A 16,702-nucleotide genomic window follows, 5' to 3' on the forward strand; every position below is an offset into this window, starting at 1 on the left:
GGATATGCGCCGCGCCCCGGACGGGGGCGCGGCGCTCGGGTCAGTTACTTGCCAAGGATCTTGGTGACCAGGCGGCCGATCGGCGTCGCGGTGCTGGCATTCCGGTCGTCGCGGTCGATGGGGCGGTTCTCGTTGCCGAGAAGCTTGGTGACGATGCGTCCGATCAGGCTCATGGGACTCTCCGCGCATTTGCGCCAAAACGGCGCAGCTTGCCCATCAACGGACGACGCGACGGGGGCGTTCCCCCGGTTTCAGCATCAGACCTGCATCAGCCGGATATTGTTGGTGTTCCCCGCGGCGTGGAACGGGATGCCGGCGGTGACGACGATGATGTCGTTGAGCTTGGCGAAGCCTTCGTCCTGCGCATGGTGACAGGCCTTGGCCGTCATTTCCTCATAGGAATCGACATCATCGGTGTGCACGCTGTGGGCACCCCAGAGCAGGCATAGGCGTCGGGAGGTGGCGAGGCTCGGGGTCAGAGCCAAGATCGACGCGCCGGGGCGCTTGCGCGCCACCCGGGCAGCCGTCGTCCCGCTGGACGTATAGGTGACGATCGCGGCAGCGTGGACGGCCTCGGCCAGATCGGCGGTGGCGGTGGCGACCGCGTGGGGCGGCGTCTCCTCCTCGCCGGGCTCGGAGGCCGCGACGATCGAGTGATAGAGCTTGTGGCTCTCCACGCTGCGGATGATCCGGTCCATCATCGATACCGCCTCGACCGGATATTTCCCGGTGGCCGATTCCGCCGACAGCATGACGGCATCGGCGCCGTCATAGATCGCGGTGGCGACGTCGGATGCCTCCGCTCGCGTCGGCGCCGGCGCGTTGACCATCGAGTCCAGCATCTGCGTTGCGACGATCACCGGCTTGACGGCGAGCCGGCACGCGCGGATCAGCTCCTTCTGCCGGCCGGGCACGTCCTCGTGCGGGATCTCCACACCGAGATCGCCGCGGGCGACCATCACGGCATCCGAAAGCCGGATGATATCGTCGATCCGCTCCAGCGCCTGCGGCTTCTCGATCTTCGACATGATGCCGGCCCGGTCGCCGATGAGCCCGCGCGCCTCGATCAGGTCAGACGGCTTTTGGACGAAGGACAGGGCGACCCAATCGACGCCGAGCTCCAGCCCGAAGGCGAGGTCGGCCCGGTCCTTCTCGGTCAAAGGCGACAGGTCGAGCAGCGTGCCCGGCAGGTTCACGCCCTTGCGGTTCAAGATCGGGCCGCCGGTTACGACCTCGGCGGTGAAGGCGGCGCGCTCGGGCCCGACGACCCGCACCCGCACCCGCCCGTCGTCGATCAGGAGCTCCTGACCCGGCACCACCGCGGCGAAGATCTCCGGGTGGTGCAGCGGGATCGCCTGCTTGTCGCCCTCGGACCCCTCCAGCACGAAGCGGATCGTCTCCCCGGCCACGAGATCCAGGCGCCCGCCCTGCAGCGTGCCGATCCGGATCTTCGGACCCTGCAGATCCTGCAGGATACCGATCGGCCGGCCGACCTCCCGCTCCAGGACGCGGATCGCCGCGTGGACCTTGGCGTGGTCCTCCTGCACCCCGTGGCTGAAGTTCAGCCGGAAGGTGTCGACCCCGGCGAGGAACAGGGCATGCAGTTGATCGGGCGCTGAGCTTGCGGGACCGACCGTGGCAACGATCTTGGCGTGGCGATGACGGCGCATGCGAGACTCTGCCATGAACAGGACCTCCGGGAATCAGCAGGCCGATCGAGCCCGCGGACGCCCCCCACATTGGTAAGGATGGAACCCGAAGCGAGCTTTTTCTGCGGGACGCGTGCCCTGCGTCGTCCGACCCTGCCGCTTACTTGGCGACCTCACGGGCGATGCCGGCGAGGCCCATATCGTAGACGCCCGTGATGTCCTTGAGGGCCTCGGTGTCGCTCATGCCCTCGGCGTCGAAGGTCGCGGTCCAGACCACCGTGGAGCCCGTACCGTTCGGGCGGACCGCCAGCGTGGCGTTATAGGCGCGTACCGGCAGCGGGCCCTGAACGAAGCTGTAGCTGTAGCTCATGGCCGCCTCGTCGCGGGCGGTCTCGACCTCGACGATGGTGCCGAGACCGCCCTTCGCCACGAGACCCCGGATCTGCGCCCGGATGCCGTCATCGTCGTCCTCGCGCGACAGGATGCAGCGCTCGACCAGTGGGTGCCACAGCCCGATGGCGCAGAAATCGCCGATCAGCGCCCAGACCGCGGCGGGGGGCGCCGGGATGTCCTGGCTGCGGGTGACTTCCAGGGCACAAGCCGGACCGGCGATGAACAAGGCTGCGATGCCGAGCGCGGCACGGGCGGATCGCTTCACGATGGGGCCTCCGCGAGATGTCGCGGGATGGAAATAGGGCGCCTGTTGGAGGAAACCCATCCGGGTCCCCGCGGCCGATCCCTGGAAACCGCCGGGCTCGACCGGTAAGACGGCCGGGTCGATCGCTCGGCCGCTCACAATAACGATGCGGCGCGCTTCGACCGGAAATCGCATGTCAAACTCTGAGCCTGAGACGCCGATGGACGATCGCATCATGTCGGCTTCCTCATCGCGGTACGGCAGGCATACGGTGTTTTACGCCCTCGGACTCGGGATCGCGGCCTTGGCACTGGCTCCGGCGCTGGCTGTGGCGGCGACCGACACGGCTCCTCCCTCCTTCGAGACCTGCCGCACCGATCTGATCGCCTGGGCGGCCGCGCACGACGTGCCGCAGGCCGTCGCGCAGGCGCAACTGGGGGCCCTGGAGCCCGACCCGGACGTGCTGGCTGCGACCCGGAACCAGGGCGAGTTCGTCTGGCCGATCTGGGACTATATCGAGGCCAGCGTCACGCCGGCCCGGATCGAGGCGGGACAGCGCAAGCTCGCCGAACTCGCGACGCCGCTCGCCGCGATCGAGACAAAGTACGGCGTCGATCGCTACACCCTGGTCGCCTTCTGGGGCGTCGAATCCACCTACGGCACCGTGCTCGACAACCTATCGGTGGTGAAGCCGGTGGTGCGCTCGCTCGCGACCTTGAGCTGCGGTGATCCCACCCGGGCGGCCTACTGGCGCGACGAGTTGACCGCCGCCCTGCAGATCCTCGCCCGCGACGAGGCGCCCCTCGACAAGATGCCCGGCGGCCTGACCGGCTCCTGGGCCGGCGCTATGGGCCATACCCAGTTCATGCCCACCGTCTACCAGCAGCACGCGGTGGATTTCGACGGCGACGGCAAGCGGGACATCTGGACCTCCGCTACCGACGCGCTCGCCTCGACGGCGAATTACCTGCGTGCCCATGGCTGGCGGTCCGGCGAAGGCTGGGGCCACGAGGTCGTGCTGCCGGAGACGTTCGACGCCGCACTCGCCGACGAGACGACACCGCGCAGTCTCGCGGCTTGGCGGGACCTCGGCGTGAAGCCCGCCCATGACCGTGCGATCGCGGATGAGTCTGCGCAGGCGACCCTGATCCTTCCGGCGGGAATCCGCGGCCCCGCCTTCCTGCTCCGACCGAACTTCGCGGTGATCCTGCGCTACAACACGGCGCTCGCCTACGCGCTGACGGTGGCGCTGCTCTCGGACCGCCTGCGCGGCGATCCGGGTCTGTCGCGCGACTGGCCGCGGGGCGACCGCGCCCTCACCGGGGACGAGCGCCGCGATCTCCAGAGCCGGCTGACCGAGCGCGGCTACGCCACCGGCGACGTCGACGGGAAGATCGGCCCGAAGACCCGGGCGGCCCTGCGCGCCTATCAGGGTTCGCAGGGGCTACCCGCTGACGGCTATGCCGATCCCGCTCTGCTGGAGCGGATCCGGGCGGCGCCCTGATCAGGCCAGGAAGGCCGGCTCGTCCCTCGCGAGCACGCGCTTGACGCTTTCCAGATGCAGCCGCGCGCTTTCTGCACGTCCGGCGGCCTCCTGAGCGGCGACGTGTTTGACGATCTCCTCGGGCACGACCTTCAGGGCGCGCCCCGTGCTCATGGCGAGCACCTGGGCCTGCGCGGCGCGCTCCAGGTAGTAGAGGTCGTCCCAGGCCTCTGCGATGGTCTCGCCCAGAACCATCACGCCGTGGTTCTTCAAGAAGACCACGTCGGCGTCGCCGGCGCTCCGGGCGATCCGCTCGCCCTCGCGGGAATCCAGCGCCAGCCCGTTGTAATCCTCGTCCACGGCGATGCGGCCGTAGAAGCGCAGGGCGATCTGCCCGGCCCAGAGCAGCGGCTGCCCTTCGAGCATGGCGAGAGCCGTGGCGTAGGGCATGTGGGTGTGGAACGCGGCCCGGGCGTTCGGCTTCAGTCGGTGCAGTTCGGCATGGATGTGGAACGCCGTCGCCTCCGGCTGGCCGTCGCCCTCGACGACGTTGCCGTGGAAGTCGCACAGGAGCAGGCTCGATGCGGTCACCTCGGCGAAGGCCAAGCCATAGGGATTGACCAGGAACAGGTCCGGCCGGTCCGGCAGCACCGCCGAGAAGTGGTTGCAGATGCCTTCTTCGAGGCCATTGCGCGCGGCCCAGCGCAGGCAGGCGGCCAGGTCGACGCGGGCGCGTCGGACGCTGTCCGCATTCAGGGGCTCGTTGCTGCGCAGGGGCGGCGTGCCCGAAGCGGTGACGGCGTGCGCCATGCAGGAAGGCTTTCTCTCGGTTCGAATCTCGGCCACCGGAATCGGGTGGCCCGGCATCTTACGCGGTCGCGCGGCGGGGCGGACCACCCCTGGACGTACGCTCTCAGCTGCGCCCATCGGTGACGCCGTCGACAAGATTGAGCCCGAGCAGGAAATCCGATGCGAAATTCGTGCGTACCACGGGATCGCGCGGCACCGGATCCCGCAGCGCATCACGCTCGGCCCGGCGCGCCGCCACCGCCTCGGCCACGCTGACGCTCCGGAACGACAGCTGGGTGCCCCCCTGCGCCTGGGCGAGCCGCCCGAGATCCGGACCGATCACGGTGGCGATCTTCGGGTAGCCGCCCGTGGATTGCCGATCGGCCATCAGGATGATCGGAAGACCATTGCCGGGCACCTGGATCGCGCCCATCGCCACACCGTCGGAGACGATGTCATGGCCCTTGGCGTGCTTGAGCGGCGTCCCGTCCAGGAAGCAGGCCATCCGGTCGCCGCGGGGCGAGACCGTCCAGGGGCCGGCCAGGAAGGCGTGGATCTGGTCGGGGGCGAAATAATCGCCCTGCGGGCCCAGAACGACCCGGACTTCTTTCGGGTCCCGATCAAGCCAGGGTGCGATCAGCCGGTGGGGCGAGACCTCGCCGGGGCGGGCTTCGGCCACCGGGAGGCGATCACCGGCGGCGAGCCCGCGCCCGTCGAGACCCCCGAGGCCGGACCGGGTGTGGGTCGCCGTCGATCCGAGCACCGGCGCCACGTCGATGCGGCCCTGCACGGCCAGATAGCCCCAGGCGCCGGTGGGGCCCGCGCGGACCGTCAGTGTCCGGCCGGGCTCCAGGGTCAACGCCACTGCGTCGGGCAGGGCTACGCCGTCGAGGTCGATCCGGAAGCTGCGCGAGACCATCGCGATCCCGAGCGGGCCGCCCTCGGCCGTGACCGTGAGGCCGCCGGTGGAGACCTCGATGGCGGTGGCGTCGAAGGGATTGCCCGCCGCCCGGTTGGCGGTGGCGTGCATCAACGGGTCCATCGGGCCCGCGGCGGTGATGCCGTAGCGCAGGTAGCCGTGCCGCCCGCCATCCTGCAGGGTGATGCCAGGGCCGGCGGCCTCCGCGACCAGGGCGGTCATGGGACGGCCTCTTCGCGCCGGGCCACGCGCTCGCCGGCCGCCTCGCGGGCGTCGAGGGCATCGAAGGTCGCGCAATCCACCGGCTCGAAGCGGATCAGGTCGCCGGCGCTGATAAAAAAGCTCTCGTCGCGCTCCGGGGCGTAGAGCCGGGCCGGGGTCGCGCCGATCACGTACCACCCGGTCGGCATCGGCACCGTCGCCACCGCGGCGAGGCCGCCGCCGATCACCACGGCGTTGCGCGGATGCGGCGGCCGGGGGCTCGCGCGCCGCGGCACCGCCAGGGTCTTGGGCAGGCCACCGAGATAGGCGAAGCCCGGGGCGAAGCCGTACATGTAGACCCGGTAGGTCGCCCCGGCATGGGTCGCCACCACGGCGTCGTGCGACAGGCCGGTGCGCTCGGCGACCTGGGCGATGTCTTCGCCGTGAGGCTGGTCGTAGCAGCAGGGCAGGGTCCAGAGGGTCGGCGTCCCGGCGCGCGCCACGGCGCCCGCGACCAACGCCCGGACCCGCTCCGCCAGCGCCTCCCGGTCGAGCACCAGCGGATCGTAATGGAGCATCAGGGAGCGGTAGGTCGGAACGCGCTCGCGCAGACCCTCGGGCGGATCGGCGCCGAGGGCATCGTCGAGGGCCAGGACCCGGTCGCTGATCGCCGGATCGACGACGCTGCCGAACTCCACCACCAGGGCCGCCTCACCGGAATCGAGGAGCCGGGGCTTGTCCTCACTCCCGCTCATGGCCGGAACGGCGCCAGCGTCACGCCGGCGCCCTCGAACCGGGTCCTTACCGCCCGAGCCGTGGCGACCGCGTGGGCGGAATCGCCGTGGACGCAGATCGAGCGGATCGGGGTCGGCAGCGCCTTGCCCTCGGCGGTGAGGATCGCACCGCCCTCGACCATGCGCAGCACGCGTTCTGCGGCCGCATCGGCCTCGGTGATCAGGGCGCCGGGCTGGTTGCGCGGGATCAGCAGGCCAACTTCGGTGTAGCCGCGATCGGCGAAGATCTCCTGGTGGACCTCCAGGCCGCAGGCCTCGCCGGCCGCCACCTGCGCGGTGAGCGCGATGGCGAGCAGCGCCAGGTCGCGGTCGACCGCCCGGACGGCCTTCGCGATGGCATCGGCGACCGCGCGATCTTCGGCGGCGAGGTTGGCAAGCGCGCCGTGGGCTTTCACATAGGTGATCCGGTGGCCGGCATAGGCGGCGAGCGCTTGGGCGGCGCCGATCTGATAGGCCACCAGTCGCTCGATCTCGGGCGGCGTGAACGGCATGCGCCGCCGTCCGAAGCCCCAGAGATCCGGAAAACCCGGATGAGCGCCCACCGCCACGCCGCGTTCCTTCGCCAAGGCGAAGGTGCTGGCCATGATCTCGGGATCGCCCGCATGCAGGCCGCAGGCGACGTTGGCGGAGGTGACGATGCCGAGGATCGCTGCATCGTCGCCGCAGGCATAGGCGCCGTAGCCCTCGCCGAGATCGGAGTTCAGGTCCACGCTGGCCAACGGGCTCGTCTCCTTCCTGCTGCGCAACGGCCCGACAGAGCAGGCGGCGCGCATCGCGACCGGATCTGCTCCTTCCACACCCGCGACGGTCAGAAGTCGAGAGCGCCATGGCGATGGCGGGGTGGACATGAGATCGGGAGCAAGGTCGATGCCGGATGGGTCTTTTTCGGATCGTGGGCCCGGGTTACGCCTGCGCGATGAGCTTGCGGCCCAGCAGGGCGAGGGTCGCGCGCCGGCCGAGCTTCATCACCGGATAGAGCAGGCGGGCGCGGGACGGGTCGCGCAGCAGCCGGGCGAGGGTTCGTCCGACAACGCCCCGATCCTCGCTGAGGGTCGAGAGCAGGACCAGGGCATCCGGGCCGTAATACAGGGTCTGTCCGTGCCGCACGACCATGCCGTTGTTGAGGTCATAGCCCCGTCGGGCGAGCTCCGCGACGATTGGGCCGCCCGCGCGGGCATCGACGAGCACCACGCTGCCGACCGACCGGCGCAGGGCCATCAGGCGGACGTAGTTGCTGCAGAACGGGCATTCGCCGTCGTAGACGACGGTGAGGGCGGGGTCGGTCATGGCTTCAGATCGATCCGATGCTCGGCTTCCGAGACCAGCCGCCGGACTGGCACACCGTCCTGCAGGCTGAGGCAGACGGATTCACGCCGGTAGATGTAGGCGACGATGTCGTGCAGAGGCACGCCGTCGAAGCTCGCCCCGTGCTGGAGCGGAACGAAGAAGTGATGCGGGTAGAAGGCGTGGGGAAACGCCCCCAGCGTGTCGACGATCCGGCTGACCAGCCGGTGATAGCCACGGATATAGGCATCGACCGCGGGCCGGTTGATCTCGTTCTTGGCGAGATCCTGCCCGGCGCCGTCCCGGGCCGTCAAAACCGGCACGTCGCAGGTCAGCGAGGCCAGCACCTTGCGGTAGACCTGCGTGCCGCCGTTCGGGTTGTCGAGGGCGAAGGCGGTCTCGGCATCCGGCGAGCCGTAGGCCATGTGGGCGAAGGGATACGAGTAGAAGGTGAAGAAGTTCGTCGGGACGTAGTGTCGGCCGCCGTCCTTATCGACCGCCAGGACGTACATCTTGTTGTTGGCCGCGGTGTCGTACCAGCCGAGCCGGGCCTGGGTCATGAAGCTGTTGTCGGTCAGGATGAACAGCACCGAGAACAGCCCGATGAGGAGCGGCGGCTTCTGATAGTGCCGGCTCACCACCACGGCGCCGATCGCCAGGTTCAGCAGGATCCACGGGGCGAAATTCGCCCCCATGACGACCACGATGGACAGATGCATCGCGTCGAAGCCGAGCAGCAGGACCACGAGCCAGCGCCGCGGCATCAGGATGCCCGCCAGTGCCGCCCCCTGTCCCAGCAGGATCAGTGCATTCGTCACCGGCCCGGCATGGCTCAGGATCGCCCGCATGCCATCCACCAGCCAGGATGAACCCGCGTAGAAGACGTGATTGTTGTCGAGGCCGACACTGAAGAGCTTTCCGGGGTCGTTGCCCATGAGCCAGGAGGTCGGGCCGGCATCCAACGTCACCTTGGCCAGGAAGGACGAGTAGTAGTTTCCCAGATGGATGCTAATCGCCGCGGCGATCAGGATTTTGGCGAACAGCGCGCAAGCCGTTGCCATGTCGTCCTTCGTGGAACAATTTACGCTTGGCCGGGCGCTCAGGCGCTCGGTCAGCGCAAGGACGGCGAGGCCGGCCAGCAGGCAGGCGCCGACCTCGGCGAGCGGCAGGACATCGATGATGTGCCCGTGCCAGAGCCCCGTCACCCGCATGACGGCATGCTTGCTCCAGACCAGATAGGCCGCCCCCACGACGCCGAGCGACGGCCAGCGCAGGCACAGGATCCCGGAGGCGACGGCTGCGACCCACAGGACGACGATGGCCCACAGCGTCACCATCACCTTGAAGCCGTGCTCGACGACCGGGAAGAGCGGGTAGTGGACGAGGGCATAAGCCCCCGAGATCACGCCGATCAGCTGCAGCAGCCGGACCGCGGCTTTGTCGAACGGCGCATAGGTCCGTCGCACCATCGCGGCGGCGAGCAGCAGCGGCGGAACGATGCCGTAGACGTTGTTCCGCTCTTCGACGACCCGGAACAGCTTGATCACCATCAGCAGAGCGATGGTCTGCGCCAGCACGATGAGATACGGCCGCGCCGCCGCGAAGGCGATCGGGCCAGCCAGCCAGGATCCCCGGAGCGAGAAGGTCGCGTTCGGACCGGTGGTTGAGAACGAGCGGATCATCGTCAGTCTTCGCTGCCTCAGGATCGTGGCGGGCGCAGCGGCAGCTCGGCGGCCGGGTGGCTCTGGATGCGTCGTTTCAACGGGACCGCCGGTGCGACCTCGATTCCTCCGCGCTTCGACAGCCAAACTGTCACGGTTCGATCCCGGTCCATGGTCAAAGACGACGGAACCCGGCTACGCCTTTCGGTTGCGGTTTGGGGTTACGTGCAGGCTCACAGCGTGGCACGCCAGAAGCTCGCCGGATGGAACGGCCTCCGCCTCGGCACGGAAAAAGCCCAGTCTTCAGTCACCCGCACTCGACGAATGGGCTCCGCGGAGTTTGCAGGTGCAAAGCTCCAAATCCCGAACGCGTGCAGCGTTTGCGAACTGAGATACGGATCTGTAGCGCACGATACCGGAAGCGACTTTGCGATGCTGTCCCTGTCTTGACGCGAAGGGTCTCGGCCGGCGTTCGGGGAAGGTTGGACTGATCGATCGAAGATGATCGCGTCGAAGGACGTGTGGACGTCGCGTCATTACATCAACGAATGCCTAGCTCTTCTGGGTCTCGGTTATTGCGGCGATAGGTTCGCGTAGGGCGAGACTTCGTCCACCAGCACCGTATTCCCCGTCATGCGTGCGGTCAGGAACCTGCGTCTGGCCGCAAGCAGGGGTTGGAGCAGACGGCTCCCTTTCATGACACTGCCGATCTTCGATCCGGACGGAAAGATCGTGGATTCGAACGGCTTGAGCGAGACCGGGTTCGGCGACATCACCCGTGCCCGCGTGAAAGCCCTGCGCTCGTAAAAATATCCCCAGTTGTCAGCGGCGGCCACCACCGGCCGGTTCGCCTTCAGGATGCCTTCCGCCGCCTGCCGGGTGATCACGTAAGCGGCCGTCGTGCCGAGACCGCCCATGCTCATGGGCAGACACAACCGGTAATCGCCAATCGAGTCGGCGTTCACGGTACTGAAGGCGGCGCGATACTGCGGACGATTGTAGAGCAGGACCACGTCGCCTCGGCGCAGCGTCGCCTCGACCCGGATGAGAATGTCGTGAATATCGGGCGGCAGCACCGCGTCGTCTTCGACGATCAGCGCCCAGGGCAGATTGCGGGCGACCACGGCCTCGTAGGCGGCCAAGTGTGACAGCGCGCAGCCGACCTGTCCGGCGCTCAGATCGGACCCGGGCGATGCGTCCCGACCCGCCACCGTGCCGTCGATGCCGATGATCTCGAAATCAGGCCCCCAGATCGTGTGGAGATGCCGTGTAATATAGGCATGTCTCTCACGGAACCGCGGGATGGATATTGCAATGCAGCACATGGTACGGACCTTTGCTGCCCGATATTGCGCAAAAAGCGAGAGTTTTACGATTAATTTGCGCATCCGAATTCAGTAGTTGCCGTACGTCCAAATTGCGAGCCCTGCGCCTCTCGGCATGCGGGTGCCGAAATCACGGAACCTAAGTTGCCGACGGTGTAGAACGAGATTTTTATTGGAGCTTTTGTTTCTAATTCAATCGATAAATATAATTGGTTTGACATAGAAAGATCTTTTCGCTGGCCGGACGTGAAACGATACTGGTAAGCCGTCCGTGGCGCTTCAGCGGTTACGATTTTCTTTCCGATTCGAGCGTCGTGGCGATTGTCGTCCCCGGCGATGCGCCCGCAATCCTGCGCCCACCCCGATCGTCCGTCAGCCGGTCTGCCGCGGCCGGAGAAGCGGCAGGCTCGCTGCCAGCAGGAGCTGATGCAGCCCATGATTCACGAAGAGCGGGCATTCGAAGCCGACGAGGAGGCTGGTCTGGGTCAGGAACAGGATCGGCCAAGCCTCGATGTAGCCCGGTGCGCGCGCGAAATGCTGGACCACCCGGCGGGCCGTATCCAGCATCACGCCCGTGAAGACGATGAGGCCGAGGATTCCGAACGCGACCGCGACGTCGATGAAGTTGTTGTGAAAGAACCAGAGCTTCTGCTGGGTGGTGAAGTGCAGGTACGGCGCGGTCGTAATCGGGCTTTCCCAATAGGCCTTGTAGCCGATGCCGATGACGGGTTCCCGCCAGAACTGATCGATACCGAACTGCCAGAGGATCGTGCGGCCGGTCAGCGTCGTGTCCTTGCCGAGATCGGAGAGGAGACGGGCCGACAGGTCTGCACCGTAGGTCGCGGCGACCAGGATGCCGATCCCGGCAAGCGAGATCGCGAAACCCAAGCAGACGCCCGTGACCAGGTTGCCCTGGCGCCACGCAATGATCACGCTGAGCGGCGCGAGCCCCAGGGCTCCGGCCACCAGGGCCGTGGCGGAATGTGAGGAGGCGAGGAGCGCCAGCGCTCCCAGGAAGGCCGCCCCCGTCAGGGCCCGCTGCCAGCCCTGAAGGAAGAGGCAGGCGGCACAGAGAAGCTGGAGGCTCATCAGACCCCCAAGCACGTTCTTATGTGAATAGACCCCCGACCATTCCCCGCTGAGTCCGCGGGTCAGTCCAGGCGCGGCCACGCCCAACACGACCGACAGGATTTGTCCGCCCAGGAGCCCCAGGAAGACGATCCGGACGATACCCGACAGTCCCATCGTGGCCCGCAGGGCGATTCCGGCCACGATCGTGGCGAGCAGCTGGACGCCGTGATAAACCGAGATGCCGGGGGTCAGAGACCAGGTTGCCGACAGGATCGCGAGGGCCGGCCAGAGCAGGATGATCGGCCGGCTTCCGAACAGCGTGCTGCCGAGATCGCGCCGCAGGACCAGGAAAGCGAGGGCGGCCAGATCGGCTCCGAGCCAGACCAGCTTTTCGAGTCCGGGCAGCTTCACCTGCTCGCCACTCACCGGCGCCAGCATGATCAGCAGGATCCAGGGGATCGCGGACAGCCCGAGTCGCGGTAGCGCGATGGTGCGGTATCGACGAACGCCGGAACGACCAAGCGGCCAGCCGGCGACCGAACCCTCGCCGCCGGGCTGAAGCCAGGCCAGCTCGGGATCCCTGGGTCCGAAGGCTGCCAGATCTCGACGCACCGCCATCGCACCCCGTCCCAGACTTCCCCAACGCCGGCTTTGCCAGATCCCAGTCAGCGAAGTCTCGAGCCAGGCTCTGCCTGCTCATCCCGATCGCCGCGAGGCTGGCAAAACTGCCGTCCGGACGTGACCACAGACCCGAGCCGCCGCCCGTCCGATTCCGCCAAACGAGGTAGGCCGGGGGGATCGGCCAGTTCCAGGCCGCAATTGGGCAGCGCGTCGACACTGCGATACCGATGGCACGCCGACCGTAGGGCCACGCGGTCGCCCTAACCCGCGAGCGCGACACGCTTCCGGGAAAGATCGGATCGACGAGTATAATGAGAGGAATTGGAGCGGGCGATCGGGATCGAACCGACGACATTCAGCTTGGGAAGCTGACGTTCTACCACTGAACTACGCCCGCGGACACGAACGGTGCGGTGGTGTCTGCGCCAGCGAGGCCGTGGCTTCGCTGGGGCTCCGTGCGCCCGTGTACGGGAGCGATCTAACAGCCGGGCGGCAACGGCGTCAAACGGCGTTTTCGGTATCGACGGGATCGCGGCGCCTGCGGGACGGGTGCGGCCGCCAAAAGGTCCGGGTGTGCGCGCTCAGGCGATCCGAGACAGATTGCCCGCGGCAGCGTGCGATTCGCGGGCGGCGTCGTAGGCTCGGTTGCGGAGGGCCGTCTCGCTCGGGAGCTGCTCCACCACGTTGCCCGAGTTCGGATCGACCACCTGGAACACGATCGCGCTGGTATCCGGATCCTGGATGTAGCGTGCCTTGTCGCCGGTTGGGGCGATGTCGAGCTTTACCGCCGGCTCCAGCGGTGGCGTTGCGGCCTGCGCCGGCGCGGTTTCCTGCGTGACGGCCGACGTCGTGGTCGCCGCGAGGGCGTCGAGACCCTGTGGCCCCGGCGTCGTCGCATTCAGCGGACGGATATCCATGGCTGATCTCCTACGATCCTGTGATTGGGGGATTCAGCGGATCTGCGGCCTAACAGCTCGTTAATGGCGCCCCCCAGCGCAGGGGATGGCCGAGCCGCGGCCGGACTCGCGATGAAGATCCTGTTACCTAAGAAGCGCGAACTTACGATTCTTCTGGTCGCTCAGGTCGCGCTTCGCGAGGGGCGGAGGCTCACGACTGCCGCCGCACCACCGGCGGAGGCGTGCGTCGGGAGGTATTCATGCGCCGGATCCGTATGGCGGCCGTGATCGTGACCACAGCTCTCCGCGCCGCCGCTCCGGCCAGTCCGCAGGCGCGCCCAGGGCTGTCGCCGCGGGAGGCGTTCTTTCTGCAGCATCGCTGCGAGGTCGTGGCGCGCCTTGAGAGGATCCATCGGCGCGGCCCGGTCGAAACGTCGCGCGACCGCTTCATCGTCGTCGCGCTGCGCGATCGGCCGATGCATTACGTTCAGTGCATCTTCCAGCCCTTCGACACGGAGATGCTGTGCGAAGCCTCGTCGGGGGCGTACGGCAGCCCTGCCTTCGAGCTCGACGCGCAGTCGCAGGCCGCGTTGCGCGCTCTCCATTACGTCCAGGAGGACCCCCGGAAGAATTTTTCCCGCACGATCTTCCTTGGAGACCCTCCGAATCTCGGCATCGCTGCGGATCTGATGCTGGCCGCGCTCTACGATGCCTACGGAGCCGAGCCCGATTCGGCGATCTCGATCACGGCGCCGCGCGGGGGCGGCGCCGGATGCGGCACGCCCACGTCCTGACCGGACGGGGCGTGCCGCGCGCTCACTCGGCGGCGTCGACGTAGAGCTTGCCGCCCTCGGCCAGAAATTCCTGCGACTTCGCCCGCATGCCGGCCTCGGCCTCCGCCTTGGACATCGCAGACGCGGCGCCGATCACCGCGCCGGCCTCCTCCATGGCCAGAACCTCGGCGCGGAGATCCTGCGTGATCTTCATCGAGCAGAATTTTGGTCCGCACATCGAGCAGAAATGCGCGACCTTGTGGGCGTCCTTGGGCAGGGTCTCGTCGTGGTAGCGGCGGGCCGTATCCGGATCGAGGCCCAGATTGAACTGGTCCTCCCAGCGGAAGTCGAACCGGGCGCGGCTGAGCGCATCGTCGCGCAGCTGGGCGGCCGGGTGGCCCTTGGCGAGATCGGCGGCGTGGGCGGCGATCTTGTAGGTGATCACGCCGGTCTTCACGTCGTCCCGGTCGGGCAGGCCGAGATGCTCCTTCGGGGTGACGTAGCAGAGCATCGCGGTGCCGAACCAGCCGATCATCGCGGCGCCGATCCCCGAGGTGATGTGGTCGTAGCCGGGGGCGATGTCCGTGGTCAGCGGGCCGAGGGTGTAGAACGGCGCCTCGCCGCATTCCCTCAGCTGCTTCTCCATGTTGACCTTGATCTTGTGCATCGGCACGTGGCCGGGGCCCTCGATCATCACTTGGCAGCCCTTGTCCCAGGCCACCTTCGTGAGCTCGCCGAGCGTCTCCAGCTCGCCGAACTGGGCCGCGTCGTTGGCGTCGGCGATCGAGCCCGGGCGCAGGCCGTCGCCGAGCGAGAACGACACGTCGTAGGCCCGCATGATGTCGCAAATCTCGTCGAAATGCTCATACAGGAACGATTCCCGGTGCCCGGCGAGGCACCAGCGCGCCATGATCGAGCCGCCGCGCGAGACGATGCCGGTGACGCGGCGGGCGGTGAGCGGCACGTGGGCCAGCCGCACGCCGGCATGGATGGTGAAGTAGTCGATGCCCTGCTCGGCCTGTTCAATCAGGGTGTCCTTGAACACCTCCCAGTCGAGCTTGAGCGGATCGCCACCGACCTTCTCGAGCGCCTGGTAGATCGGCACGGTTCCGATCGGCACCGGGCTGTTGCGGATGATCCACGAGCGGATGTTGTGGATGTTGCGGCCGGTGGACAGGTCCATGACCGTGTCGGCGCCCCAGCGGATCGACCAGACCAACTTCTCGACCTCTTCCGCCGCAGACGAGGTGACGGCCGAGTTGCCGATATTGGCGTTGATCTTGACCAGAAAATTCCGGCCGATCGCCATCGGCTCAAGCTCGGTGTGGTTGATGTTAGCCGGGATGATCGCCCGGCCGCGGGCGATCTCGTCGCGGACGAATTCGGGGGTGATGAACGGCGGCACCGAGGCGCCGAAGCTTTGGCCGTCGGCGAGCGTGGCCTCGGCACCCGCCAGCATCGCGTCGCGGCAGGCGTTTTCGCGGTGGGCGACGTAGATCATTTCCTCTGTGATGATCCCGGCCCGCGCGAACTCGTACTGCGTCACCATCTGGCCGGGGCCAGCCTTACGGATCGTGCGGGCAGCCGGGCAGGGGGCCACGAGCTTGTCGCCGGCGAAGCCGTTATCCTCGGGCTTGACCGCGCGGGGCTCGACCGCGGTGTAGCCGCGTGCCGCGATCCAGGGCTCGCGCACGCCGGGCAGGCCCTCGGTGAGATCGATGCGCGCGTCGGTCTCGGTGTAGGGGCCCGACGGATCGTAGACCCGCACCGGCTCCTCTTTCGGATCGGACAGGACGATCTCGCGATAGGGCACGCGGATGTCCGACCGCCCGGCCGGGCTCGCATAGACCTTGCGCGATCCGGTGACCGGACCCGTGGTCACGGTCTCCGGGCTGCCTTTCACGTCCTTGGGGAGAACGGGTGCGTTCATCGTGGGCCTCTCCTCGTGTTGGAGCGCTCCGGACCACGCGATGGCTGAGATGAGATCCGGCCGCACGCGTGCAGCCGCAGGTTCCCGTCCCTCCGCCGGTATGAGCCGGATCAGGTTCAAGGGTCAGGGCAGCGTGCCCAATCTCAGCCCACTACAGGGCCCCCCTCGGAACGGTTCAAGACTCGGCCGCGGCAGAGGGTTTGTCAATGCTGTGGTGCGGGGCGGGGCTGACAGGATCGCGCGGTTCGGCATGGTAGCGGGGCGGACCACCGCGCGGCCCGCCGCCGGGATCGGATCACCGCTGCCGGGATGTGGGAAAGCTCCTCTCCGAATGCCTGTTGGCACGCTTGCCAACGACCTGGTCCGTTGGCATTCTCGCCAACGTCATGGACGCCACACTGCTGTTCATGGAACGGATCGAGGTCACGGCCGATCGGTCGTTCGCCGAACTGGTCGTTTGGAGGGTGCCGTCTCCGGTTCGTGGAAGCGCCCACGGCTTCAAGTATCGGCTCGCTTTCGTGGTCGAGGGTGCTTGCGTGCTCCGCTACGACAACGAGGCCGGGAAGGGCGACCACAAGCATATCGGCGAGCGGGAAGTGCCTTACACCTTTACAAGCCCAGAGGCCCTGATGGCGGACTTCTGGGCTGATGTCGCATCCTGGAGATGAC

The 16,702-nt window shown here is 67.6% G+C and carries 16 protein-coding genes, 1 tRNA gene and 1 riboswitch; of the genes, 3 read left to right on the forward strand and 14 right to left on the reverse strand.

Annotation, left to right across the window (positions count from 1 at the left end; all coding sequences use genetic code 11):
• Nucleotides 1–44 precede the first annotated feature (44 nt).
• The 3 genes from AO398_RS13425 to AO398_RS13435 form a co-directional block, all read right to left on the reverse strand.
• Nucleotides 45–173 (reverse strand): hypothetical protein, encoded by a 129-nt coding sequence (locus AO398_RS13425; protein WP_007561257.1) that lies wholly within the window; start codon nt 171–173, stop codon nt 45–47.
• Nucleotides 174–257: 84 nt separating this feature from the next.
• A complete protein-coding gene (gene pyk / locus AO398_RS13430) occupies nt 258–1,670 on the reverse strand; it encodes a pyruvate kinase (RefSeq protein WP_058192623.1) in 1,413 nt (470 codons plus the stop codon).
• A gap of 139 nt (nt 1,671–1,809) precedes the next feature.
• Nucleotides 1,810–2,307 (reverse strand): SRPBCC family protein, encoded by a 498-nt coding sequence (locus AO398_RS13435; protein ID WP_244498765.1) that lies wholly within the window; start codon nt 2,305–2,307, stop codon nt 1,810–1,812.
• Nucleotides 2,308–2,506: 199 nt separating this feature from the next.
• Between AO398_RS13435 and AO398_RS13440 the strand changes: the two genes are divergently transcribed.
• Nucleotides 2,507–3,790 (forward strand): lytic murein transglycosylase, encoded by a 1,284-nt coding sequence (locus tag AO398_RS13440; RefSeq protein ID WP_244498766.1) that lies wholly within the window; start codon nt 2,507–2,509, stop codon nt 3,788–3,790.
• Here the strand turns inward: AO398_RS13440 and AO398_RS13445 are convergent, their stop codons facing one another.
• The 10 genes from AO398_RS13445 to AO398_RS13490 all read right to left on the reverse strand — a co-directional run bounded on the left by AO398_RS13445 (nt 3,791) and on the right by AO398_RS13490 (nt 13,351).
• Nucleotides 3,791–4,579, reverse strand: coding sequence for an aldolase (locus tag AO398_RS13445; protein ID WP_058192624.1), 789 nt, complete (start codon nt 4,577–4,579; stop codon nt 3,791–3,793).
• 103 nt (nt 4,580–4,682) lie between these two features.
• Nucleotides 4,683–5,699: a biotin-dependent carboxyltransferase family protein gene (locus AO398_RS13450; protein ID WP_058192625.1), complete on the reverse strand. Its 1,017-nt coding sequence runs from the start codon at nt 5,697–5,699 to the stop codon at nt 4,683–4,685.
• Entirely contained in the window at nt 5,696–6,433 is a 738-nt protein-coding gene (locus AO398_RS13455; RefSeq protein WP_058192626.1) for an allophanate hydrolase subunit 1, read from the reverse strand. The genes AO398_RS13450 and AO398_RS13455 overlap by 4 nt, the downstream gene beginning before the upstream one ends.
• Nucleotides 6,430–7,191: a 5-oxoprolinase subunit PxpA gene (locus tag AO398_RS13460; RefSeq protein ID WP_082643271.1), complete on the reverse strand. Its 762-nt coding sequence runs from the start codon at nt 7,189–7,191 to the stop codon at nt 6,430–6,432. Before AO398_RS13460 ends, AO398_RS13455 begins: the two co-directional genes overlap by 4 nt.
• A 184-nt stretch (nt 7,192–7,375) precedes the next feature.
• The gene (locus AO398_RS13465; protein ID WP_058192628.1) at nt 7,376–7,759 is read right to left on the reverse strand and encodes a DCC1-like thiol-disulfide oxidoreductase family protein; all 384 of its coding nucleotides are present in this window, start codon (nt 7,757–7,759) and stop codon (nt 7,376–7,378) included.
• Complete coding sequence (locus tag AO398_RS13470) at nt 7,756–9,438, reverse strand: hypothetical protein (protein ID WP_058192629.1); 1,683 nt, start codon at nt 9,436–9,438, stop codon at nt 7,756–7,758. The genes AO398_RS13465 and AO398_RS13470 overlap by 4 nt, the downstream gene beginning before the upstream one ends.
• 551 nt (nt 9,439–9,989) lie before the next feature.
• A complete protein-coding gene (locus AO398_RS13475; protein WP_244498767.1) occupies nt 9,990–10,805 on the reverse strand; it encodes a glycosyltransferase family 25 protein in 816 nt (271 codons plus the stop codon).
• A gap of 309 nt (nt 10,806–11,114) precedes the next feature.
• Nucleotides 11,115–12,431, reverse strand: coding sequence for an O-antigen ligase family protein (locus AO398_RS13480; protein WP_058192631.1), 1,317 nt, complete (start codon nt 12,429–12,431; stop codon nt 11,115–11,117).
• Nucleotides 12,432–12,756: 325 nt separating this feature from the next.
• Nucleotides 12,757–12,831: transfer RNA gene (locus AO398_RS13485), tRNA-Gly, on the reverse strand.
• A gap of 184 nt (nt 12,832–13,015) precedes the next feature.
• On the reverse strand, nt 13,016–13,351 hold the full coding sequence (locus tag AO398_RS13490) for a hypothetical protein (RefSeq protein WP_058192632.1): 336 nt from the start codon (nt 13,349–13,351) through the stop codon (nt 13,016–13,018).
• 254 nt (nt 13,352–13,605) lie between these two features.
• Between AO398_RS13490 and AO398_RS13495 the strand changes: the two genes are divergently transcribed.
• Complete coding sequence (locus AO398_RS13495) at nt 13,606–14,124, forward strand: hypothetical protein (RefSeq protein ID WP_058192633.1); 519 nt, start codon at nt 13,606–13,608, stop codon at nt 14,122–14,124.
• Nucleotides 14,125–14,146: 22 nt separating this feature from the next.
• Here AO398_RS13495 and thiC read toward each other — a convergent pair whose 3' ends face one another.
• The gene (thiC, locus tag AO398_RS13500) at nt 14,147–16,033 is read right to left on the reverse strand and encodes a phosphomethylpyrimidine synthase ThiC (RefSeq protein ID WP_058192634.1); all 1,887 of its coding nucleotides are present in this window, start codon (nt 16,031–16,033) and stop codon (nt 14,147–14,149) included.
• 70 nt (nt 16,034–16,103) lie between these two features.
• A riboswitch (TPP riboswitch) is annotated at nt 16,104–16,209 on the reverse strand.
• 210 nt (nt 16,210–16,419) lie between these two features.
• On the opposite strand from thiC, the gene AO398_RS13505 reads away from it, so the two are divergent.
• Nucleotides 16,420–16,701, forward strand: coding sequence for a DUF6516 family protein (locus tag AO398_RS13505; protein WP_058192751.1), 282 nt, complete (start codon nt 16,420–16,422; stop codon nt 16,699–16,701).
• Nucleotide 16,702 lies beyond the last annotated feature (1 nt).

Origin of the sequence: Methylobacterium sp. GXS13, from assembly GCF_001455965.1 — a bacterium.
In the GTDB taxonomy this organism is placed as follows: domain Bacteria; phylum Pseudomonadota; class Alphaproteobacteria; order Rhizobiales; family Beijerinckiaceae; genus Methylobacterium.